Source organism: Rubrobacter marinus (assembly GCF_011492965.1).
In the GTDB taxonomy this organism is placed as follows: Bacteria; Actinomycetota; Rubrobacteria; order Rubrobacterales; family Rubrobacteraceae; genus Rubrobacter_F; species Rubrobacter_F marinus.
Window position 1 is genome coordinate 1,319,718 of sequence record NZ_CP045121.1, and the last position, 21,517, is coordinate 1,341,234.

Genomic DNA, 21,517 nt, shown 5'->3' on the forward strand with positions numbered 1-21,517 from the left:
AGGGGCCGCCCTCACCGCTAAACTGTCCGCGCCGACGACGGACCGCGGGATGCGGGGGAGGTAAGTGAAGAAGAGGACCCTGCTCGCCCTCCTGGTCTCGCTCGCGCTGCCGATCGCCGGCTGCGGGGGCTCGACCCCGGAGGGCGCTAATACCGGGGAGACGGGGCCGGCGGGGGCGACGGCGGGCGGGGAGGGGCTGGATCTCATGAGCGTGCGCGACGCGGTCGGGCAGATGTTCGTCGTCTCCATGAGCGGGACCGAGCCCGACTACTACATACGGAAGATGATCCGGGAGCGGAACATCGGCGGCGTCATCCTCTTCGGCGCGAACATGGAGAGCGAGGAGGGGACGCGCCGCCTCACGCGCTCCCTGCAAGAGCTCTCGATGGCGACGGAGCCCAGAGTCCCCCTCTTCGTCGCGGTGGACCACGAGGGCGGGGCCGTCCAGCACGCCCCCTGGGTGGGGCCGCAGCCCCCGGCCGCCGAGGTCGGGCTGCGCGGCGATCCCGGGGAGGCCCGCAGGATCTCCCTGCAGATAGGCCGCGAGCTCCGCGGGGCGGGCGTCAACACGGACTTCGCCCCCGTCGCCGACACCGGCTCGGGCGCGGCGATCGGCGACCGCTCCTACGGCTCCGACCCGGAACTCGTCGGGCGCATGGTCGCCGCCGCCGTGGAGGGCTTCGAGGAGGCGGGCGTGGTCTCGGCCGCCAAGCACTTCCCGAACCACGGTCCCGCCCTCGAAGACTCCCACGTCGGGTACCCGCGCGTCGAGCACGGCACGGACGAGGTCCGCGCGTTCGATCTCCCGCCGTTCCGGGCCGCGGTGGAGGCGGGGGTGCCGATGGTCATGGTCGGGCACCTCGTGTACCCGGCGCTGGATCCCGGCCGGCCCGCGAGCCTCTCCCCGAGGGCGACGGCGATGCTGCGGGAGGAGCTGGGTTTCCGAGGCGTGATCGTCACGGACGACCTCGCGATGGAGGGGGCGAAGCGCGGGGGGACGGTCGCCCGCGCGGCGGTCGAGGCGGTGGCGGCGGGCGCGGACCTCCTCGTGGTCTCCGGGCTGCCGCAGGAGCAGGCCGACGCCTACGACGCCGTGGTCGCCGCCGTCGAGTCCGGGGAGATACCGCGCGCACGCATTGAAGAGTCCTTGCAGAGGATCGAACAGGTCAAGCGCCGCTATTCGTTGGCGGGGTGAGATGCACCTAGGTTAGAATGCGCGCAGGAAAAGGGATGCGGCGGGCCCAGGGGTGAGGGCTCGCGGCGAACGGGGACTCGTAGCCCCCTAGAAGGAGGAGGTCCGATATGGCGGAAGTCACGCTAGAGGACGTCAACAAGGTCTACGCTGGGGACGTCGTAGCCGTCAGGGACATGAACCTCGACATCCAGGACGGAGAGTTCATAGTCTTCGTCGGGCCCTCGGGGTGCGGCAAGTCTACGGCGCTACGCATGATCGCGGGCCTCGAAGACATCTCCTCGGGCAAGGTATTCATCGGGGACAACGTCGTCAACGACCTGCCGCCGCGCGACCGGGACATCGCGATGGTCTTCCAGAACTACGCGCTCTACCCCCACATGAACGTCCGCGAGAACATGGGCTTCGCGCTCAAGCTCAAGAAGATGGACAAGGACGAGATCGACCGCAGGGTGAGCGAGGCGGCGCGCATCCTCTCCATCGAGCGCTTCCTCGACCGCAAGCCCAAGGCCCTCTCCGGCGGGCAGCGCCAGCGGGTCGCCCTCGGGAGGGCGATCGTGCGCGAGCCCAAGGCGTTCCTCATGGACGAGCCCCTCTCCAACCTCGACGCCAAGCTCCGCGTCCAGATGCGCACGGAGATCGGCAAGCTCCACAACCGCATCGGGGTGACCACGATCTACGTCACCCACGACCAGACCGAGGCGATGACGATGGCCGACCGGATCGTGGTCCTCAAGGACGGCGTCGTTCAGCAGGTCGATACCCCGCAGGTGATGTACGAGAACCCGAGGAACGTCTTCGTCGCGGGCTTTATCGGGTCCCCGGCGATGAACTTCATGAGGGCGCGTCTGGAGAAGGAGAACGGGGGCTACGTCGCGTCCTTCGGCAGGACCCGCATCCCCTCGACCGCGCCGCGGTCGGCGAGGCGGGGAGAGGGGCTCGGACCTCGGGGCCTACGCCGGAAAGGACGTCGTCCTCGGGATACGCCCGGAGCACATCGAGGACGCCACGCTCGCCGAGGGCGCGGCCATGGGCGGGACGAACGCCCCAACACCGTCGAGGTGCAGCCGCAGGTCATCGAGAGCATGGGCAGCGAGAAGTACCTGTACTTCGGGCTGCCCAAGGAGCAAGCCGTCCACCTCGACTCCGTCGCCGAGATGACCGGCGACGCGGGCGGCGACGCCGACGGCGCGGGCTCGGCCGACGACTTCGACGAGATGCTGGTCGCCAGGATCTCGGCCGAGAGCCAGGCCAGGAGGGGCCAGGGGGTGCTCCTCTCCATCGACGCCTCCAAGATAAGGCTCTTCGACGCGGAGACGGAGCAGGCGATTTTGTAGAAGGGGCCGTTCTGGCGACGCCCCGGACCCGGTTGCGCCGGATCTGGGGCGTCTCTAGGATGGCCCGCGACGTAGGGAAGCGTCCCGCGTAGCGCGGGGGAGACAGGTCGAGGAAACGGTAGAAGGAGAGGTAGGGAGATGGCGGAGAGGTCGGAGGGCACGAGGGGGGACACGACGAGCGTCGGGGCGCCCGGGTTCGGGGGACGCGGGATGAACCGGCGGGACTTCCTGAAGCTAGCCGGGGCCGGGTTGGCCGGGGCGTCGCTGCTCGGCGTCGCCGGATGCGGCGGTGGCGGGGGCGGCGGCGAGGGGGGCGTGCAGGAGTTCACCTTCTCCTTCGGCCCCGACTCCTCCGGGAGCCTGCAGGCCCTCGTGGACCGCTTCAACCAGCAGTTCGAGGGACAGTACAGGGCCAACTACCGGGAGATGCCCGCGGACACGGGCCAGTACTTCGACCAGATCCGCACCGAGTTCCAGGGCGGGGGCGGCGACATCGACCTCATCGGGGGCGACGTGATCTGGCCAGCCCAGCTCGCGGCCCCCGGCTACATCGCCGACCTCTCCGACCGCTTCCCCGAGGAGGAGCGCGCGAATTTCCTCGAAGGGCCCATAGAATCCAACACCTTCGAGGGCGCCGTCTACGGGGTGCCGTGGTTCACGGACGCCGGGATGCTCTACCGCCGGGTGGACCTTCTGGAGCAGGCGGGCTTCACCGAGCCGCCGGCGACCTGGGACGAGCTCAAGGAGCAGGTCAGGGCGGTGCAGGAGCAGGTGCCGGACGCCCCGCGCTACGGGTTCGTCTTCCAGGGCTCCAACTACGAGGGCGCGGTCGTCAACGGCCTGGAGTACATCTACAGCGCCGGCGGCAGGGTGCTCGCCGAGGGCAGCAGCGACGAGGTCGTCATAGACAGCCCGGAGTCCGCGGAGGGGCTCTCCATCGAGAGGAGCATGGTCGAGGAGGGGATCGCCCCCCAGGCGGTCGCCAACTTCACGGAGACCGAGTCGCAGGAGGCCTTCCTGCAGGGCGACGCGATCTTCTGCCGCAACTGGCCGTACCTGTACGCGCTCACGACCGACCCCGAGGGGTCCCAGATCACGCCCGAGCAGGTCGGCGTCTCCGCGCTGCCGGCGGCCGAGGGCGGCGAGAGCGTCAGCGGCCTGGGCGGCTGGAACTTCTACCTCAACGCCAACTCCGAGAACCAGGACGCCGCCTACGAGTTCGTGAGGTTCGCGACCTCCGCCGAGCAGCAGAAGCAGCGCGCGCTCGACGGCTCGTTCCTGCCGACCCTCAAGGAGCTCTACGAGGACCAGGAGATCCTCGACGCCGTGCCGGTGATCGCCCTCGCCCCCGAGGCGCTGGAGCGCACGCAGCCGCGCCCGATCTCGCCCTACTACTCGGACATGTCCCTGAGGATGGCCGAGCAGTTCAACAACAACCTCACCGGCAACCAGACGCCGGAGGAGACGGTGGCGACGCTCCAGGAGCAGCTGACGGAGATCGTCCAGCAGGCGCAGTAAGCAAGCCGGAAGCCCGAGGGGGGCGGCGGGGTCCGCCGCCCCCAGGGAAGGAGAGGTAAGCCGTGACCACCGCGAGAGGGCAGAGCGGGCAGAAAAAAGGGCGGGGCCTGTTAAGAGAAGAGTTCGGCAACCCGGAGAGGCGCACGGCGTACTACATGATCCTGCCGGCGCTCCTGATCATCCTGATCGTCGCGTTCTTCCCGATCGCGTACTCCGTCTACCTCAGCCTCTTCCAGGCGAACATCAACGGCGTCGGCCAGTTTGTGGGGCTCGAGAACTACGTCGAGATGTTCCAGAACGACGCGTTCTTGCGCGGGCTGAACAACACGGTCATCTTCACGGTGGTCAGCGTCTTCTTCGAGTTCATCATAGGCCTGGGCATCGCGCTGGCCATCAACCGGGCCTTCAGGGGCCGGGGGCTCGTACGCGCCGCCGTCCTCGTGCCGTGGGCGTTCCCCACGGTCATCTCGGCGGTGATGTGGCGCCTGATGTTCCAGGACCAGGTGGGCGTCATAAACTACGTCGCGAACGCCATCGGGATCATAAGCGAGCCGATCCTCTCGGACAGGACGCTGCTCCTGATCGCCGCGATCGGTGTCGACGTTTGGAAGACGACCCCGTTTATGGCGCTCCTCCTGCTGGCCGGCCTGCAGACCATCCCCGGCGACGTGTACGAGGCGGCGCGCGTCGATGGCGCGAGCGTGATGCAGCGCTTCTTCCGCATAACGCTCCCGCTGCTCAAGCCGGCGATCCTCGTCGCGCTCCTCTTCCGCACGCTCGACTCCTGGCGGGTCTACGACCTGTTCTGGGGGATGGCGGGCCGGGAGCTCGAGTCCCTGAGCACGTTCGTGTACACGGGGGTGAGGATCAGCCAGCTCCAGTTCAGCGTCGGGAACGCGGCGGCCGTGTTCATCTTTATAACGGCGTTCTTGATCGCGATCTTCTTTATCAAGGTCCTCGGCATGCAGACTTCCACGGAGGAGTAGAGGCACATGGCTGCAGCTAGCGCGTCCGGCTCCGGCCGGAGCACCCTGGGAACGGTGCTTTTCTACGTATTCGTCGCCCTGTTCGTCCTGGTGAGCGTGGCCCCGCTCTTGTGGGTCTTCAAGATGAGCATCATCACCAAGACCGAGCTCTTCGCCAACCCGCCGACCTTCCTGCCCAACAGCCCGACCGCGACCTCGTACGGCACGATCTTCGGCGACGAGCGGTTCCGAAAGGCGCTCATAAACAGCACCATCATCGCCGGGGTGACGACGGTGATCTGCCTGTTCTTCGGCTCCATCGCCGCCTACGCCATCGCCCGCTTGAGGTTCCGCTTCAAGAGCCTGGTGATGACGCTGATACTCGCGATCAGCTTCTTCCCGGCGGTGGCCATCATCGCGCCGTTGTTCCTCCAGTACAGGACGATCGGCATCATCGACACCTACTGGGCGGTCATCATCACCGACACGGTCTTCGCGCTGCCGCTGACGATCTGGATCCTGGTGGCCTTCTTCAAGGAGCTGCCCCGGGACCTGGAGGAGGCCGCCAAGGTCGACGGGGCGACGACGATACAGGCGTTCAGAAAGGTCATCGTCCCGCTCGCGGCCCCCGGCGTGTTCACGACCGCGATCCTGACGTTCATCTTCGCCTGGAACGAGTTCCTCTTCGCGAACACGTTCCTCTTCGACGCGGACACCCAGCCGGTGACGGTCGCGATCCCGAACTTCGCCACGGTCTACACGGTGGACTACGGGGCGCAGGCCGCCGCCGCCGTGACGGTGACGATACCGCTGGTCATCCTCGTCCTGTTGTTCCAGCGCAGGATCGTCTCCGGCCTGACCGCCGGCGCCGTGAAGGGCTAGGCGCGCACGCCCTGAGCACGATAAGGAAAGAGAAATTCTGGGCGCGGGACCTCGCCCCCGGCGTGGCCCCGCGCACCACGTTTCTGGCGACGGACGCGAGCGTGCGCACGGACAGCCGCGGCGTCCCTTACCTCTCGGTCTCCCTCGTGGACAAGACCGGCTCCGTCGACGCCCGGATGTGGCGCCTGCCCCAGGAGCTCAAGGAGGGGCTCGACGGCCCCGAGTACGTCTACGTCGAGGGGAACGCCCACGAGTACCGCGGGATGCTCCAGCTCAAGATTGAGCGCATGAGGGTCCTGGGCCCCGGCGAGGTCGAAGAGGAGGACTACCTGCCCGCCACCGAGAAGGACCGCAAGACCCTCGCCGATGAGCTGTTGGAGGTAGGCCTCTCCTTCGAGGACGCCTACCTCGGGGAGCTCTTCGCGCGCATCGTCGACGACGAGGGGCTCTGGGAGGCGTTCTGCGCAGCGCCCGCGGCGAAGACGATGCACCACGCCCGGATAGGCGGCCTCCTCGAGCACTCCGTGCAGTGCATGAGGGTGGCGAAGGAGATAGCCGAGCTCTACCCGGTCAACCGGGACCTCCTCCTCTTCGGCACGATCTTCCACGACGTGGGCAAGACGCGCGAGCTCTCCTGGGGGAACGGCGGCTTCGCCTACACCACCGTCGGGCGTCTCCAGGGGCACGTGGTCCTCGGAGACCGGATCGTCGCGGCGAAGGTCGCCGAGATCCCGGGTTTCCCCGAGGACCTCGCCCTCCAGCTCTCTCACCTCATGCTCTCCCACCAGGGCGAGAAGGAGTACGGCTCACCCGAGCAGCCCAAGACCCTCGAAGCGCTGCTCGTGAACCTCATAGACAACCTCGACGCCCGTACCGCCATGTTCCTGGAGACGACGAAGAACGTCTCAGCCGGCGGCTGGAGCCACCACGAGAACCCCCTCAGGCGCGCCCTGCACGTCCCCGAGGAGGCCGCGGACGACGATGGGAACGCCCGCGCGGACGCCCCCTGATCCCACGTAGAACCTGCGTCGGGGTCTGCTACCGGCGCGCTATTCGCACCGCGTCTGCGAATATCGGGCCGGCAGAGGCAGTCCAACGCGACATACGGATGTACCCGCCGTCCCCCTTCCCGAGGGTGAACGCTCCGAGATAGACCCACCTGCCGCCGCTGATGCGCTGGTTCAGCTTAAGCGTCCTGACCCCGGTGGTCGTCGAGATCTGGATCGGGGCCGCGGGGTTGTAGGAGGAGTGGGCGGGCCACCAGGCGAAGACGTCGTACTGGCCGGTGGCCGGCACGCTGATCTTGAAGGTCGCCAGGTCCGAGACCGCCTTGGGCGTGGCGTAGCGGAAGTCGGCCCCGTAGCGCTGGGAATTGAAGTTGCCCAGCTTCCAGTCGCCCGACGCGAAGAAGCGCCCGGCCGTACCGTTGCCGACCACCGTGCTGTAGGTCGGCGAGGCGACGGGCTTCGTCGTGGGGGCGGGGGTCACCGGGTGCGCCGTGGTCGTCGCGGTACCGGCGGCCTCTCGAACGTACGTCATGTACTTCGTCCAGTTCCAGCCACCGCCGGGGTCGGTGTGGTTGTCTATGCCCCCGTAGCGGCCGGGGTCGTCGGGGTCGGGGACCTCGTTGTGGCCGATGACGTGGGCGCGGTCGATGGGGATGTCGTACTTCTTGCACAGGTAGGCCGTGAGCCTCGCCGAGGAGCGGTACATGGCGTCCGTGAACCACCTGTTCGGGTCGGAGACGAAGCCCTCGTGCTCGATGCCGATGCTGGCGCGGTTGTAGGCGAGGTTGCCGGCGTGGTAGCCAACGTCCTTCTCCCGCACCGACTGGCCCACCTTGCCGTCCGCGGACCTCACCGTGTAGTGCGCCGAGGCGTACACCCCAGCGGTGGCGAAGTGCGACAGCGTGCCGGAGTACGAACCCTGGGCGACGTGGACGATGACCTTGTCCATGTTGTACGTCGACTCCCTGCTGGAGACCCCGTAGTTGTCCGGGTGCGCCGCCACGAACTCTGAGCCGGGGTACTCGCCCGCCGCCAGGGCGAACCGCCTCTCGGGCGTGCGGACGTCGGTTTGCGGCTTCAGGGTCACCCTCTCTCCCTCCGAGGTCGTGCTTGAGGCGCCGGTACCGAGCGTCTCGAAGACCTGGTCGGCGTACACCGCTCCGCCGCCGTACTCTGCGAGCGCGCCGTACCAACCGTTCAGGCCCGCCGGCTTATCCTCCCCCACGATACGCCCGAGGACGGCCGCGCCGCCCGCGATGTTCGCCGCCCGCTCCGTCTTGAGGACCTCCCTGGACGCGCGCGTGAGCCGCGCGGCTTCCCCGAGAAAATCGCTCCGAGGGTTCTCCGTGAGGGCCATGATCCCGTAGACGCCCCTCCCGTCGGGGCTCCCCAGACCGGGCTCGGACTCCTCGTACTCGCTCGCCTCGGGCGGGGGCATCTCCCAGCGCGTGTTGACGTAGCCCGTCGCCAGAAGTATCTCGACCGGGACCTCGTGCTCCTTTGCGGCCTTCTCGAACTCTCTCTCGAGCGCCGAGGGAGCCTGGGCCAGAACGTCGCCGGCGCCTACGGCCGTCAGCAGGAACACTCCCGCCACACCCGCTCCGCTCAGCTTGAGAAAGCGTCGGCGGTCCATGTGAGACTGCGAGCCTTCCGTGAATCCACTAAAAGACATCCATCCCCTCCAGATGGTCTATTGCACCCCTATATTATCGGCTTGGAGGGGATAAGGCTTTAACGAGTGGTTGAGTGTAGAAGGGAGCGCGGCGGAGCTAGCGCTTGCGGCGGGGCGTCTTGTCGCCCTCTTCGTCGTCATCGTCGACGCCGGCGGTGAGCTCGGACTTGAACTCGTCCATGGAGCGGCGCGCCTCGTTGACGAAGCGGCCGAGGTCGCGGGCCATCTGGGGGAGCTTGCTCGGCCCGAAGAGCAGGAGGAAGAGGACGGCCACCAAAACGATCTCCCCTGGACCCACCCCGAAACCCATGGGGCAAATATAACCCCCCGGACCGCCGGTTACAACGCGACCGCCGCGGTCCCGTCGGGGCACGAGCGTATATACTTGGTTCGTGAAGGACTCTGTACCGCACCCGTTCTTCGGAGCTTCCTTGGAGGCCGGCGAGTGATCTCCTGGGGCATAGCCCGCTCCATCGCCGTTACCCTCGCCTCGCGGACGGAGGGGCCGATCCCGGCGAAGCACGGCGCCTTCGACTACCCGGCGGTCGTCGAGGAGTCCCTGGACCCTTTGGAGGGGTTCACGGGCATCTCCCTCGGCCGCGACGCGCGTCCCATCCGCGTGGCGAGCCGCGCCGAGTGGATCGACTTCAACATCTCGGCCTTCGGCGCCCTCCTTGAGCCCATCCTGGAGCGCGCCTCCAAGTCCACCGGCAACGAGATGACGTGGGCCTTCGGGGCGGCCACCCTGACGGCCCAGATGGGGCTGTTGCTCGGCTTCCTCTCCGCGCGCGTCCTGGGCCAGTACGACACGGGCCCGCTCGTCGCCGGTAACAAGTCCTCGCTCAAGAGGCCGGGGGAGCCCGGCGAGGTCTTCTTTCTCGACGGCAACATCGTCGCCGCGGCCGGGAGGCTCGGGGTGCCGGTGGACGGGCTGAGGCGCTACATCGTGCTGCACGAGACCACCCACGCCCTCCAGTTCGAGGGGCACCCGTGGCTGCGCGACCACCTCGGGGGCCTCGTCGAGGGCTTCACGGGCCCGCTCGCCGAGAAGCTCGGGGTGCTAGAGACCGTCAGGCGCATGACCGAGAACCTGCGCACCGGCGCTCGCTCGCTGGAGCTCGTGATGACGGGCGGACAGCGCAGGGCCTTCGACGAGATGCAGGCGACGATGAGCGTGATCGAGGGCTACTCCGACTACGTGATGCACCACGTGGGGAGCCGCGTCGTCCCCGGCTACGAGGACCTGACGAGGAAGATGTCCCGGAGCCGCATGCACCGCCCGCCGCTGGAGACCGCGATCTTCCGCATCACCGGCCTGGACATGAAGCTGGAGCAGTACCGCATGGGCGAGGAGTTCGCCGACGCGGTCGCCAGGCGCGTCGGCATGCGCGGCCTCAACCGCGTCTGGGACGGCCCGGAGAGCATGCCGAGCCTCGCGGAGATCCGGGACCCCGGCCTCTGGATGGACCGCGTCATCCGGGCGGCATGAGATGCCCGGCCCGGAGAGACGGCCTCCTTCTCTAGGCTACGAGTTCGACCGCGAGGCCGAGGCCCGCGCCCGCGCCGCCGAGCTCGACCGCCGCTTCGCGCGGGAGGAGATCGTCGGCCTCCGCGTCTACCGCGTCCGCTGGAGCGGCAACTACATCGTCGAGGCCACCTTCGCCGACGACGTCCCCCAGGGGCGCATGAGGGACGCCCGCGCGCTCCTCGGCGAGTCCGGCGTCCCCGTCCACCCGGACGACCTCACGGACTACAAGCGCGCCTCGGAAGGGGGCGGGCTGCCCGGCTGGATGCGCCGCTTCTTCGGCGGCCAGTAGGGAAGCTTCGCGGGTCGCAGGGGGCGCGCCCCGCGTCAGTCAATGCGCTGTTCGAGGCGCGTGATCTGCTCCCTCAGCTCCTCGATCTCGTGTTCGAGGTACTTCTCGCGGCCGCGGATGCGGGTGTAGCCGGATTCGAGGGCGCGGCCGAGGCCGTTGGCGCTCCGCGCGGCCGTTCGGCCCACGAAGCGGGCGCCGCCGCCGAGCCCTCCCAGGGTGACCTTGCCGACGGAGCGGGCCGTCGGGGTCGCGGCGAAGAGGCCGGCGGCGAAGCCCGTGGTGGCCCCGAGGACCGCCCCGAAAACGAACTTCGTCGATCCCTCGCCCATCAGTAGCGGCACCCCCTCGGCCTCCCGGTCCGTGACGGGGCAGTTTAGCACGGTCCCCACCGCCCGTAGACGGCCCCGCGTTATACTCACGGCGATGCTGGAGACGGGCACAAGGGAGCGCCTGCGGAACCTTCCCGCGGTGGACGCGGTGCTGCGTTCCCCGGGGGCCGAGGCCTTTGTCGCGCGCCACGGAAGGGCGGGGGCGACGTCCGCCGTCCGGGAGGCGCTGGAGCGGGCGCGGCGCGAGATCCTGGCCGGAGGGGAGCCCGAGGCCTCGGAGGAGGCGGTGCTCGCGGACGCCGAGGGCCTGCTCTCGGGCAGGGGCTTGAGGAGGGTCGTGAACGCGACGGGCGTCGTCCTCCACACCAACCTCGGCCGCTCCGTCCTCTCGGAGGCGGCCGTTGCCGCCGCGGTCGGGGCCGCCGCCTCGTACTCGAACCTGGAGTACGACGTCGCCGCGGGCCGCCGCGGCTCCCGCTACGACCACGCCGTCCCGCTCCTCACGGAGCTGACCGGGGCGGAAGACGCCCTCGTCGTGAATAACTGCGCCGGGGCCACCCTGCTCGCCCTCTCTGCCGTCGTCGCGGAGGCGCGGGAGGAGGGGCTCGGGGAGCCTGAGGTCGTCGTCTCGCGGGGGCAGCTTATCGAGATCGGGGGAGGTTTCAGGATTCCGGAGGTACTGGAGCTCTCCGGCGCCCGGATGCGCGAGGTCGGCACGACGAACCGCACCCGGCTCTCGGACTACGGGAGGGCCACGAACGAGAGCACCCGCGCGCTCCTGTGGGTCCACCCGAGCAACTTCGAGATCGAGGGCTTCACCGAGTCCGTCGGGGTGGCGGAGCTCGCGACGCTCGGGCCGCCGGTCGTGGCCGACGTCGGGAGCGGTGCGCTGCTGCCCCTGAGCGACGAGCCCGTGGTCGAGAGGGCGGTGCGGGACGGGGCGGCGCTCACGATCTTTTCGGGCGACAAGCTCCTCGGGGGGCCGCAGGCCGGTATCGTCGTCGGGGAGTCCCGCTGGATCTCCGCGATGCGCCGCCACCCCCTCTGCCGGGCCCTTCGCGCCGACAAGCTCTGCCTCGCCGCCCTCGAGGCCACGCTGTACGCCTACCGGGACGGCACGGCCCGCGAGGATCTGCCCACCCTGAGGATGCTCGGCGCCCCGGCGGGGGAGATGCAGGAACGGGCCAACCGGCTCGCGGCCGAGATCACCGGCGCGGCTCCGGACCTCCTCGTGGACGTGGCCCCCTCCGTCGCCCGGAGCGGCGGCGGGACGCTCCCGCTCTACGAGGTGCCGTCCTACGCCGTGCGCATCGGGGGCGAAGGAGTCGCCGCCGACGCGGTGGCCGAGGCGCTGCGGTCCGCCGCGACGCCGGTGGTGGGCCGGGTCGCCGACGGGCGGCTCTGGCTAGACGTACGGACGCTTCTGGAGGGTGACGAGGAGGCGATCCTCGACGCGATCGGGGGGCTCGGTGGATAGCCGCCCGATCTCCCTCACCATCGGGACCGCCGGGCACGTGGACCACGGCAAGACCACCCTCGTCCGCTACATGACCGGCACGGACACCGACAGGCTGGAGGAGGAGCACCGCCGCGGCATCTCCATCGTCCCCGGCTACGCCGAGCTGACGCTGCCGAGCGGCCGGCGGGCGAGCCTCGTCGACGTGCCGGGCCACGAGCGCTTCGTCAAGAACATGGTCGCGGGCTCGACGGGCGTCGACGCCTTCCTGCTCGTCGTCGCCGCCGACGACGGGGTGATGCCCCAGACGAGGGAGCACCTAGACGTCCTGCGCGTCCTCGGCGTCCGCCGCGGCGTCGTCGCGCTCACCAAGATAGACGCCGTGGACGAGGAGACCGCGGAGCTCGCAGAGCTCGACGCGGCCGAGCTTCTGGAGTCCGTCGGCCTGGAGGCCCCGATCCTGCGCGTCAGCGGCGTGACGGGGGAGGGCGTCCCCGAGCTTCTGGCGGCGCTCGACGGGCTCGCGGTCGGGGAGGAGAAGCGCGCGGGGGCGCTGGCGCGGCTGCCGGTCGACCGGGCGTTCGTCCTGAAGGGGATCGGGCTCGTCGCGACGGGGACGCTGTGGAGCGGCGAGATCCGGACGGGCGACACCCTCTTCACCTCCGCCGGCCTCCGCCCGAGGGTGCGCGGGGTGCAGAACCACGGCCGCCCCGCCGAGGTTGCCCGCGCCGGCGCCCGGACCGCCCTCGATCTCGTGGGCGTCGACGCCGACGCCCTCGAACCCGGCGACGTCCTGCTCTCGAACCCCGTCGCGCCGACGAGGGCCCTCGACGCGCGCGTCGGGCTTCTTGAGGGCGCAGCACCCCTAAAGCACGGCACCCGCCTCCGGCTCTACCACGGCACCCGCGCGACGAACGCCCGGCTGCGCCTCTTCGACGGGGCGGCGCTCCAGCCCGGGGAAAACGCGCCCGCGAGGATGGTCCTGGAGGACGAGCTAGTCGTGCTGCCGGGGGACCGCTTCGTGCTGCGCTCCACGAGCCCCCAGATCACGATCGGCGGGGGCACGGTCCTCGACGCCGCCCCGGTCGGCCGCAGACCGGAGCCCGGCTGGCTGGAAGCCCTGGAGAGCGGCGACGCGACGCGCGTCGTGCCGCTCGCCCTCGCGCGCTCCCGCGGCAGCGGCATGACGGCGGAGGAGCTCTCGCTCGTCGTGCCCTCGGGGGCCTTGAACGGGGGCCTAGCCGCGGTCGAGGACGACCCGGAGATCGCCAGGCTCGGGGAGCTCTACGCCCCGGCGGGGGAGATCAAGGACGCCCGCAAGCGTCTCATGAAGGCCCTGAAAAAGCGCGCCGGCGAGAGGCCCGAGAGCCCCGAGCTCTCCGTCGCCGAGGCTCGCACCGCCACCGGCCTCGACGCCCGGCTAGCCGACGCCCTGCTCTCGGAGCTCACGGGGCAGGAGATCCGCGTGAGCGAGACCGGCGTGCGCCTGCCCGACGCCGACGAGGTGCCTGCGGAGCTGGAGAAGGAGGCCGAGGAGGTCCTGACGGCACTGAGGGCGGCGGGCGTGGAGCCGCCCGCGATGGAGGCGACCCCCGCCCTTCGTCTCTTGCTCAAGCGCGGCAGCGCGGTGAGGCTCGGGGAGGGGCTGTTCGGGGCCAGGGAGGCCGCGGACGAGATTCTGGAGGAGGTGAAAGAGGCGTGCCGGGAGGGGGGCGAACTCACCCTCGCCGCCTTCCGGGATCGGCTGGGGACGACCCGCAAGTTCGCCCAGGCCTGGCTCGAATACGCCGACGCCGAAGACGTTACCCGCAGGGTCGGCGACGCGCGAGTCCTCACCCGACGCTACCGCTGATCCGTATACTAGAATGCTCGGCGATCCCCGAGGAATGCGTGGGCCTGGTGGCCCGGCCGGTCTTCAAAACCGGTTTGCGGGCGTAAGACGTCCGTGGCGGTTCGATTCCCCCGCATTCCGCTAATCCGGCCGTCGGCGGGGTCGGCCCGAGGCGCGGGCTCGATCCCTCGGATGCCGATCAATAGAAGCAGGAGGCTACTATCACAAGCTTTTCGCACATAGACGAGGAAGGCGCCGCGCGGATGGTCGACGTGGGCCAGAAAGCCGTGATCCGGCGCACCGCCACCGCCGCCGGCTCCGTCCTGATGTCCCCCGAGACGATCGAGGCGCTCCGGGAGCAGGCGCTCCCGAAGGGCGACGCCCTGAACACCGCCAGGATCGCCGGGGTCATGGCCGCGAAGCGGACGCCGGACCTCATACCCCTGTGCCACGGGTTGAACCTCTCCGGGGTGGACCTGGAGTTCACGGTGAGAGAGGCTCGGGTCGAGATCCTCGCCACCGCCCGCGTGAGCGACCGGACGGGGGTGGAGATGGAGGCCCTGACCGCCGTGAGCGTCGCCGCCCTCACCCTCTACGACATGTGCAAGGCCGTGGATAAGGGGATGGTCATCGAGGGGGTCAGGCTCGTGGAGAAGACGAAAGAGGAGCTCCCTTCGTGAAGTTTTGCACGGTTGGGTATGTACGCTCGTGCGAAACTCGGCGGGTCAAGCAAGCGTCCTGGGTGCGCGGGAGTTGTTCCCGGCCCGGCCCGAGTCGGTAAGGGGAGACAGAGATCGAGGGTGCCGTTCTTTATCCCGTGTTTCTCGACCTCGACGGCAAGCGTTGCGTCGTCGTCGGGGGGGGCGAGGTCGCGAACCGGAAGGCGCGCAAGCTCCTGCAGGCGCGGGCCAGGGTCGTGGTCGTCTCGCCGGAGGTCAGGCCCGAGCTCGCGAGCATGGCCCTGGAGGTCCACGAGAGGCCCTACGAGCCCGGCGACTTGGAGGGGGCGTTCCTGGTCTTCGCCACGACGGACCGGCGCGAGGTGAACGCGGCGGTGGCTCGGGAGGCTCAGGAGAGGGGCATCCCGGTGAACGTCGCGGACAACCCCCCGGAGGGCGACTTCGCGCTGCCCTCGACGCTCAGGCGGGGGCATCTGCAGGTCGCGGTCTCGACGGGCGGGGCGTCGCCGACGCTGGCCCGCAGGGTGCGAAAGGAGCTGGAGGACGCGTTCGGCCCGGAGTGGGCTGGTATCGTGGAGGAGCTGAGCAGGGCCCGAAAGAGCGGGCGCAAGGCCGAAGCGGAGATGGAGGAGGTGGTCGAGGGATGCTTATCGCGGTTGCGGGGATGAGCCACCGCTCGGCTCCTATAGAGGTGCGCGAGAGGGTGGCGTTCGCGCCGTGCGCCGCGCGCCCCTTCCTGCGCCGGCTCAAGGACGAGGGGACCGTCGCCGAGGCGGTGCTCGTCTCGACCTGCAACCGGACGGAGCTCTACGCGGTCGTGGAGGGCCCCTCCGAGGAGGCGCGCGGGAAGCTGCTGCGGGCGATGGCCGACGAGAAGGGGCTCCACCCGGAGCTTCTCGAGAGCCATACCTACTGGTACACCGAGGGCGAGGCCGTGGGGCACCTGTATCGGGTGGCGTCCTCCCTCGACTCGATGGTGGTGGGGGAGAGCCAGATTCTGGGCCAGGTCCGCGAGGCGTACCGGACGGCGACGGAGGAGCTGTGCGCCGGTCCGATCCTGAACCGTCTCTTCCACACGTCGCTCCGGGTCGGCAAGGGGGTGCGCTCGGAGACGGGGATCGGGGACTCGTCCCTCTCCGTGCCGCACGTCGCCGTGAAGCTCGCCGAGGAGGTCTTCGGGACGCTTCGGGGCCGCAGCGCGATGGTGGTCGGGGCGGGCGAGATGAGCGAGCTCGTGGTGAGGCACCTGGCGAGCAGGGGCATCGGGGAGGTCAAGATCGCCAACCGCACCGCGTCGAGGGCTGAGGAGCTCGCCGCCCGGCTCGGGGGCGCCGCCGTGGGCTTCGACGACCTCGCCGAGGAGTTGCCGGGCGTGGACGTCGTCGTGAGCTCGACGGGGGCCGGGGAGTGGGTGGTCGGGAGCGAGACGGTCGCCGCGGCGCTCCGGAGGCGCGAGGAGCCTCTGTTCTTTATAGACATCGCGGTGCCGAGGGACATCGACCCCGTGGTGCAGAACCTGGACCGGGCCTACGTATACGACGTGGACGACTTGCAGGCGGTCGTGGACCGCAACACGGACGACCGCGGGGCGGCGGCGGAGGCGGCGGAGGCCATGATCGCGCCGGCCGTTCTGGAGTACATGAGCTGGCTCTCGACGCTGCACGTCGCCCCGCTCATAAAGGAGCTGCGGGACGGGGCGGAGCGCATCCGGCGCCACGAGGTCGCCCGCACCCTGAAGGGGATGGACCTCTCCGAGGCCGAGGCCGAGGCCGTCGAGAGGATGAGCCACGCCCTCGTCAACAAGCTCCTGCACGGCCCCATCCAGGAGATAAAGGCCCTCGCCGAGAGGGGGTCCCCTGTCGAGGGGGCGGAGGTTCGACGGCGCCTCCTGGAGCTCGAGGGGCTGGGCCTGGGGCTGTACCGCGCCGGGGGCGGAACCGGGGCGCCATGAGCCGCAGCGGGCCCGCCGTCCTCGGGACGCGGGGCTCCAAGCTCGCCCTCGTGCAGGCCAACGCCTGCGCCGAGAAGTTGCGGGCCGTGGGCCTCGAGGTCGAGGTCAGGATCATCAAGACGACGAGCGAGCAGCAGCCCGACACGCCGCTTCGCGTCATAGACCGGCGCGACGTGTTTACGCGCCAGCTCGACGAGGCGCTCCTGGCAGGGGAGATCGACCTCGCCGTCCACTCCCTCAAGGACGTCCCGACCGAGCTGCCGGAGGGGATCGTGCTCGCCGCGATCTCCGAGCGCCACGACCCGTCCGACGCCCTCGTCTCGGACGGGGGACTGGGCGTGGACGGGCTGCCCCAAGGGGCGGTCGTCGCCACGTCGAGCCTCCGGAGAAGGGCGCAGCTCCTCCACCGCCGCCCGGACCTGGAGATCGCGGAGATCCGGGGGAACGTGGACACGAGGGTGCGCAAGATGCGGGACGGGGCCGCCGACGCCCTCGTCCTCGCGCGCGCCGGCCTCAAGCGCCTCGGCCTCGACGGGGACGTGCCGCACACCGTCCTCGGGCCGGAGACGATGCTCCCCGCCGTCGGCCAGGGTTCCCTCGCCGTCGCGACCCTCGCGGATCACGCGTTGCGCGGCGAGATCCGGGCGGCCCTCAACCACGAGCCCTCGGAGACCGCCGCATACACGGAGCGGGCGCTCCTGAACGAGCTCGAAGGGGGGTGCCGGGTGCCGGTCGGGGCGCTGGCGATCGTCAGGGACGGAGGGATACGGTTGCAGGGGCTCGTGGCGTCTCCGGACGGCGCGCTCTTGTACCGGGACGCCGCCGAGGGCACGGAGGCCGATGAGGTGGGGCGCCGGCTCGCCCGGGAGCTGCTCGGGCGCGGGGCCGGCGTGATCCTCGACGAGATCCGGGAGGTCAGGAGCTAGCGTGATCTACCTCGTAGGGAGCGGCCCGGGAGATCCGGGATTGTTCACCGTCAAGGGCGTCGAGTGCATGAGGGCGGCGGACGCCGTCGTCTACGACAGGCTCGCCCCCGAGGCGCTCCTCTCCCACGCCCCGCAAGGCGCCGAGAAGATCTACGTCGGCAAGAAGCCGGGGGCGCCGACGATGCCGCAGGAGGAGATCAACGCCACCCTCGTCCGCCTCGGCCGCGAGGGCAAGACGGTCGTGCGCCTCAAGGGCGGCGACCCTTACGTCTTCGGGCGCGGCGGCGAGGAGGCCCTCGCCCTCATAGAGGCCGGCCTCCCGTTCGAGGTGGTGCCCGGGGTGACGAGCGGGATCGCGGCCCCCGCCTACGCCGGCATCCCCGTGACGCACCGCCACGTCTCCACGTCCGTCGCCTTCGTCACCGGCCACGAGGACCCGGCCAAGGGGACGGAGGACGTCGACTGGGAGGGCATCGCCAACGGCGCCGAGACCCTCGTCCTGTACATGGGCGTCGGGCGCCTCCGCGAGATCTCGAAGCGCCTCATCGCCGCCGGCCGCGCGGGCGAGACCCCCGTCGCCTGCGTCCGCTGGGGCACCCGCCCCGAGCAGGAGACCGTCACCGCCACCCTGGAGACCGTCGCCGACAGGATCGAGGAGGTCGGGCTCAAGCCGCCCGCGATCACCGTGATAGGGGACGTCGTTTCTTTACGCGAAGACGGCCTCGACTGGTACGAGCGGCGCCCGCTCTTCGGCAAGAGGATTGTCGTGACGAGGGCCCGGGCGCAGGCCGGGGAGCTGAGCCGCGAGCTCGACGCTCGGGGCGCCGAGGTCCTGGAGTTTCCGACGATCGAGATAAAAGCGCCCGAGGACTTCGCCCCGCTCGACGCCGCGATACGGGACCTCGATTCCTTCGGCTGGATCGTCTTCACCAGCGCGAACGGTGTGGCGGCGTTCGTCGAACGCCTGCGGCACCACGGGCTCGACCTCCGGGCCGTGCCGCGCGGGGCGAAGCTCGCCGCGATAGGCCCCGCCACCGCCGACGCCGTCCGTGCCGCGGGCCTGAGGGTGGACGTCGTGCCCGGGGAGTACCGGGCCGAGGCGCTGCTCGAGGCGCTGCTCGACGGGTCGCCGTCCGGCGGGAAGGTCCTGATACCGCGGGCGAAGGTGGCGCGCGAGGTCCTGCCGGAGAAGCTCCGGGAGGCGGGGCTGGAGGTCGTCGTGCCGCCGGCGTACGAGACGGTCCCGTCGGAGGAGGGGAAGGACGAGCTCAGGGAGCGGCTCGTCTCCGGCGGCGTGGATTGCGTGACGTTCACGGCCTCTTCCACCGTCGAGAGCTTCGTCGGGGCGTTCGGCGGGGGGGCCAAGGATCTCCTGTCGAACACCCGGGTAGCGTGCATCGGGCCGATCACGGCGGAGACGGCGCGGGGGCACGGCATCCGGGTCGACGCCGAGGCCACGGAGTACACTATCCCCGGGCTCGTCGGCGCGGTGCTCGGCCTCTTCGCCGGGGCGCGCGACGGGACAGCGGTACCCCTGAAGAAGGACGGTTGACGACATGGCATTCCCCATCCAGCGGCTGAGAAGGACCCGCCGCACGGGCGCCCTGCGCGGGCTCGTGCGCGAGACCGAGCTCGCCCCCGGCGACTTCATCTACCCCATCTTCGTCGCGGCGGGGGAGGACGTGAGGCGCCCGATCCCCTCGATGCCCGGCATCTTCCAGCTCTCCATAAACCACGCCGTCGAGGAGGCACGCAGAGCCCACGCTCTGGGTATCTCCGGCGTCCTGCTCTTCGGCATCCCGGACGAGAAGGACGAGGCGGCGAGCGGGGCGTACGACCCCGAGGGCGTCGTGCAGCTCGCCACCCGCGCCATAAAGGACGCGGCGCCGGAGCTTCTCGTCGTCACGGACGTGTGCCTCTGCGAGTACACGAGTCACGGACACTGCGGCATGGTCGACCACGAGCGCCGCGAGGTGATGAACGACGTGAGCCTGGAGCTTCTCGCGCGCACGGCGACGGCCCAGGCCGAGGCCGGGGCGGACATCGTGGCGCCGTCGGACATGATGGACGGTCGCGTCGGCGCCCTGCGCGCCGCGCTCGACGCCGACGGCTTCGAGGAGACCCCGATCATGGCCTACTCCGCGAAGTACGCCTCGGCCTTCTACGGCCCGTTCCGCGAGGCCGCGGACAGCGCCCCGCAGTTCGGCGACCGGCGCGGCTACCAGATGGACCCGGCCAACGCCCGCGAGGCCCTCAGGGAGACCGCCCTCGACATCCAGGAGGGCGCCGACATCGTCATGGTCAAGCCCGCCCTCCCGTACCTCGACGTGGTGCGCCGGGTGCGCGAGGCCACCGACCTGCCCGTCGCCGCCTACAACGTCAGCGGCGAGTACTCGATGCTCAAGGCCGCGGCGCAGAACGGCTGGCTCGACGAGGAGCGGGCGGTGATGGAGGCGCTCACAGGCATCAAGCGCGCCGGAGCCGAGATCATCATCTCCTACCACGCCCCCGACGCCTCGCGCTGGCTTCAGAGCTGAACGCATCGGGTAAGCGGTATCACCGCCCCCGGAACGGGCCCGCGCTATAAATCACACAAGAGCTTTTAGGAGGACTTCACCGCTTGCAGGGTAGCGAGATGGGCACGAACGCGAGAGAGATTCTGCAGATGGACCGCTCGGCCCGGCTCATGGAGCGGGCCGTGAAGCGGCTTCCCGGCGGCGTGAACAGCCCGGTCAGGGCGTTCCGCTCGGTCGGCGGAGACCCCCTGTTCATGAGCCGCGGCGAGGGCTCCCGCGTCTTCGACGCCGACGGCAACTCCTACATAGACTACGTGATGAGCTACGGCCCCCTCGTCCTCGGCCACGCCCACCCGGAGGTCGTCCGGGTGCTGGAGGAGACGATCAAGGGCGGGACCACGTTCGGGGCGCCCACCGAGCTAGAGGTCGAGATGGCCGAGCTCGTCTGCGACGTCGTCCCCTCGATGGAGACCGTTCGGATGACCAACTCCGGCACCGAGGCCACGATGAGCGCCATAAGGGTCGCCCGCGGGTTCACGGGCCGCGACAAGATCCTGAAGTTCGACGGCAACTACCACGGCCACGGCGACGCCCTGCTCGTCTCGGCGGGCTCCGGGGTCGCCACCCTCGGCCTCCCCGACAGCCCCGGCGTCACGAGGGGCGCGGCGAAGGATACGACCGTCCTGCCGTACAACGATCTTGCGAGCGTACGGGCGCTCTTCGAGGAGCGCGGCGAGGAGTTCGCCGCCGTTATCCTGGAGCCCGTCGGCGGGAACATGGGCTGCGTGCCGCCCGATGGGGGCTACCTCGAGGGACTGCGCGAGATCACCCGGGAGTACGGCACCGTCCTCATCTTCGACGAGGTGATGACCGGCTTCAGGCTCGCGAGGGGCGGGGCGCAGGAGAGGTTCGGCGTCACGCCGGACATGACGTGCCTCGGCAAGATCATCGGCGGGGGGCTCCCCGTCGGGGCGTTCGGTGGTAAGCGCGAGATCATGGAGATGGTCGCCCCCTCCGGGCCGATCTACCAGGCCGGGACCCTCTCGGGGAACCCGCTCGCGATGGCCGCGGGCCTCGCCACCGTGCGCGCCACCGGCGAGCCGGGCTTCTACGAGGGTCTGGAGAGGCTCGGGGCGCGCTGGCGCACCGGCATGTCCGAGGCCGCGTCGGCGGGGGAGAGGCCGTTCACGATCAACGGGGTCGGCTCGATGGTGAGCATCTTCTTCGCCGACGGGCCCGTCACGGACTTCGGCTCGGCGGCCCGGTCGGACACGAAGGCGTTCAAGGACTTCTTCTGGCACATGCTCCGGCGCGGCATCTACCTGGCCCCGAGCCAGTACGAGGCCGGCTTTATCTCGCGCGTCCACTCCGACGAGGACCTCGACAGGACCTTCGAGGCGGCGAGGGAGTGGTTCGTGGCCGCGGGGAAGGGCTAGGG

20 protein-coding genes and 1 tRNA gene are annotated in these 21,517 nt (G+C 70.1%); 18 read left to right on the forward strand and 3 right to left on the reverse strand.

The features are described 5' to 3' along the window. Positions 1 to 64 precede the first annotated feature (64 nt). The 6 genes from GBA65_RS06830 (at position 65) to GBA65_RS06855 (ending at position 6,904) form a co-directional block, all read left to right on the forward strand. On the forward strand, positions 65 to 1,195 hold the full coding sequence (locus tag GBA65_RS06830) for a glycoside hydrolase family 3 N-terminal domain-containing protein (RefSeq protein ID WP_166395924.1): 1,131 nt from the start codon (positions 65 to 67) through the stop codon (positions 1,193 to 1,195). Positions 1,196 to 1,302: 107 nt separating this feature from the next. After that, positions 1,303 to 2,529: an ABC transporter ATP-binding protein gene (locus tag GBA65_RS06835; RefSeq protein WP_166395925.1), complete on the forward strand. Its 1,227-nt coding sequence runs from the start codon at positions 1,303 to 1,305 to the stop codon at positions 2,527 to 2,529. A gap of 138 nt (positions 2,530 to 2,667) precedes the next feature. Next, complete coding sequence (locus GBA65_RS06840) at positions 2,668 to 4,047, forward strand: extracellular solute-binding protein (protein ID WP_166395926.1); 1,380 nt, start codon at positions 2,668 to 2,670, stop codon at positions 4,045 to 4,047. Positions 4,048 to 4,109: 62 nt separating this feature from the next. After that, the gene (locus tag GBA65_RS06845; protein WP_207956207.1) at positions 4,110 to 5,033 is read left to right on the forward strand and encodes a carbohydrate ABC transporter permease; all 924 of its coding nucleotides are present in this window, start codon (positions 4,110 to 4,112) and stop codon (positions 5,031 to 5,033) included. 6 nt (positions 5,034 to 5,039) lie between these two features. Next, positions 5,040 to 5,894 carry a carbohydrate ABC transporter permease gene (locus tag GBA65_RS06850; protein WP_166395927.1) on the forward strand — a complete coding sequence of 285 codons (855 nt, stop codon included), beginning with the start codon at positions 5,040 to 5,042 and terminating at the stop codon, positions 5,892 to 5,894. A gap of 62 nt (positions 5,895 to 5,956) precedes the next feature. Beyond that, positions 5,957 to 6,904 (forward strand): 3'-5' exoribonuclease YhaM family protein, encoded by a 948-nt coding sequence (locus GBA65_RS06855; protein WP_166395928.1) that lies wholly within the window; start codon positions 5,957 to 5,959, stop codon positions 6,902 to 6,904. 28 nt (positions 6,905 to 6,932) lie between these two features. Here the strand turns inward: GBA65_RS06855 and GBA65_RS06860 are convergent, their stop codons facing one another. After that, complete coding sequence (locus GBA65_RS06860; protein ID WP_166395929.1) at positions 6,933 to 8,534, reverse strand: golvesin C-terminal-like domain-containing protein; 1,602 nt, start codon at positions 8,532 to 8,534, stop codon at positions 6,933 to 6,935. A 136-nt stretch (positions 8,535 to 8,670) separates the two neighbouring features. Beyond that, the gene (locus GBA65_RS06865) at positions 8,671 to 8,847 is read right to left on the reverse strand and encodes a Sec-independent protein translocase subunit TatA/TatB (protein WP_166395930.1); all 177 of its coding nucleotides are present in this window, start codon (positions 8,845 to 8,847) and stop codon (positions 8,671 to 8,673) included. Positions 8,848 to 9,018: 171 nt separating this feature from the next. Between GBA65_RS06865 and GBA65_RS06870 the strand changes: the two genes are divergently transcribed. Together GBA65_RS06870 and GBA65_RS06875 are read left to right on the forward strand one after the other, a co-directional pair. Then, positions 9,019 to 10,062 carry a zinc-dependent metalloprotease gene (locus GBA65_RS06870; protein WP_166395931.1) on the forward strand — a complete coding sequence of 348 codons (1,044 nt, stop codon included), beginning with the start codon at positions 9,019 to 9,021 and terminating at the stop codon, positions 10,060 to 10,062. Position 10,063: 1 nt separating this feature from the next. Continuing rightward, positions 10,064 to 10,390: a hypothetical protein gene (locus GBA65_RS06875; protein WP_166395932.1), complete on the forward strand. Its 327-nt coding sequence runs from the start codon at positions 10,064 to 10,066 to the stop codon at positions 10,388 to 10,390. A gap of 35 nt (positions 10,391 to 10,425) precedes the next feature. Here GBA65_RS06875 and GBA65_RS06880 read toward each other — a convergent pair whose 3' ends face one another. Then, a complete protein-coding gene (locus GBA65_RS06880) occupies positions 10,426 to 10,770 on the reverse strand; it encodes a hypothetical protein (RefSeq protein WP_166395933.1) in 345 nt (114 codons plus the stop codon). A gap of 43 nt (positions 10,771 to 10,813) precedes the next feature. On the opposite strand from GBA65_RS06880, the gene selA reads away from it, so the two are divergent. The 10 genes from selA (at position 10,814) to hemL (ending at position 21,515) form a co-directional block, all read left to right on the forward strand. Continuing rightward, the gene (gene selA, locus GBA65_RS06885) at positions 10,814 to 12,196 is read left to right on the forward strand and encodes an L-seryl-tRNA(Sec) selenium transferase (RefSeq protein ID WP_166395934.1); all 1,383 of its coding nucleotides are present in this window, start codon (positions 10,814 to 10,816) and stop codon (positions 12,194 to 12,196) included. Continuing rightward, positions 12,189 to 14,027: a selenocysteine-specific translation elongation factor gene (gene selB, locus GBA65_RS06890; protein WP_166395935.1), complete on the forward strand. Its 1,839-nt coding sequence runs from the start codon at positions 12,189 to 12,191 to the stop codon at positions 14,025 to 14,027. The genes selA and selB overlap by 8 nt, the downstream gene beginning before the upstream one ends. Before the next feature lie 31 nt (positions 14,028 to 14,058). After that, positions 14,059 to 14,147, forward strand: a tRNA-Sec gene (locus GBA65_RS06895). Positions 14,148 to 14,269: 122 nt separating this feature from the next. Next, the gene (gene moaC / locus GBA65_RS06900; protein WP_166395936.1) at positions 14,270 to 14,686 is read left to right on the forward strand and encodes a cyclic pyranopterin monophosphate synthase MoaC; all 417 of its coding nucleotides are present in this window, start codon (positions 14,270 to 14,272) and stop codon (positions 14,684 to 14,686) included. Positions 14,687 to 14,823: 137 nt separating this feature from the next. Then, positions 14,824 to 15,354, forward strand: coding sequence for a precorrin-2 dehydrogenase/sirohydrochlorin ferrochelatase family protein (locus GBA65_RS06905; RefSeq protein WP_166395937.1), 531 nt, complete (start codon positions 14,824 to 14,826; stop codon positions 15,352 to 15,354). Beyond that, the gene (hemA, locus tag GBA65_RS06910) at positions 15,330 to 16,637 is read left to right on the forward strand and encodes a glutamyl-tRNA reductase (RefSeq protein ID WP_166395938.1); all 1,308 of its coding nucleotides are present in this window, start codon (positions 15,330 to 15,332) and stop codon (positions 16,635 to 16,637) included. The genes GBA65_RS06905 and hemA overlap by 25 nt, the downstream gene beginning before the upstream one ends. Beyond that, complete coding sequence (hemC, locus tag GBA65_RS06915) at positions 16,634 to 17,563, forward strand: hydroxymethylbilane synthase (RefSeq protein WP_166395939.1); 930 nt, start codon at positions 16,634 to 16,636, stop codon at positions 17,561 to 17,563. Before hemA ends, hemC begins: the two co-directional genes overlap by 4 nt. 1 nt (position 17,564) lies before the next feature. After that, positions 17,565 to 19,115 (forward strand): uroporphyrinogen-III C-methyltransferase, encoded by a 1,551-nt coding sequence (gene cobA, locus GBA65_RS06920; RefSeq protein ID WP_166395940.1) that lies wholly within the window; start codon positions 17,565 to 17,567, stop codon positions 19,113 to 19,115. 4 nt (positions 19,116 to 19,119) lie between these two features. Then, positions 19,120 to 20,100: a porphobilinogen synthase gene (gene hemB, locus GBA65_RS06925; RefSeq protein WP_166395941.1), complete on the forward strand. Its 981-nt coding sequence runs from the start codon at positions 19,120 to 19,122 to the stop codon at positions 20,098 to 20,100. Positions 20,101 to 20,198: 98 nt separating this feature from the next. Continuing rightward, positions 20,199 to 21,515, forward strand: a complete 1,317-nt coding sequence (gene hemL / locus GBA65_RS06930) for a glutamate-1-semialdehyde 2,1-aminomutase (protein WP_407691073.1) — start codon at positions 20,199 to 20,201, stop codon at positions 21,513 to 21,515. Positions 21,516 to 21,517 lie beyond the last annotated feature (2 nt).

Bases quoted from the DNA above. Each gene is read 5' to 3' on its own strand.
- GBA65_RS06860 (WP_166395929.1), bottom strand. From the start codon at position 8,534: ATGGACCGCCGACGCTTTCTCAAGCTGAGCGGAGCGGGTGTGGCGGGA.
- selA (WP_166395934.1), top strand. From the start codon at position 10,814: ATGCTGGAGACGGGCACAAGGGAGCGCCTGCGGAACCTTCCCGCGGTG.
- GBA65_RS06840 (WP_166395926.1), top strand. From the start codon at position 2,668: ATGGCGGAGAGGTCGGAGGGCACGAGGGGGGACACGACGAGCGTCGGG.
- moaC (WP_166395936.1), top strand. From the start codon at position 14,270: ATGGTCGACGTGGGCCAGAAAGCCGTGATCCGGCGCACCGCCACCGCC.
- GBA65_RS06835 (WP_166395925.1), top strand. From the start codon at position 1,303: ATGGCGGAAGTCACGCTAGAGGACGTCAACAAGGTCTACGCTGGGGAC.
- hemA (WP_166395938.1), top strand. From the start codon at position 15,330: ATGCTTATCGCGGTTGCGGGGATGAGCCACCGCTCGGCTCCTATAGAG.
- hemC (WP_166395939.1), top strand. From the start codon at position 16,634: ATGAGCCGCAGCGGGCCCGCCGTCCTCGGGACGCGGGGCTCCAAGCTC.
- GBA65_RS06875 (WP_166395932.1), top strand. From the start codon at position 10,064: ATGCCCGGCCCGGAGAGACGGCCTCCTTCTCTAGGCTACGAGTTCGAC.
- hemL (WP_407691073.1), top strand. From the start codon at position 20,199: ATGGGCACGAACGCGAGAGAGATTCTGCAGATGGACCGCTCGGCCCGG.
- hemB (WP_166395941.1), top strand. From the start codon at position 19,120: ATGGCATTCCCCATCCAGCGGCTGAGAAGGACCCGCCGCACGGGCGCC.
- GBA65_RS06850 (WP_166395927.1), top strand. From the start codon at position 5,040: ATGGCTGCAGCTAGCGCGTCCGGCTCCGGCCGGAGCACCCTGGGAACG.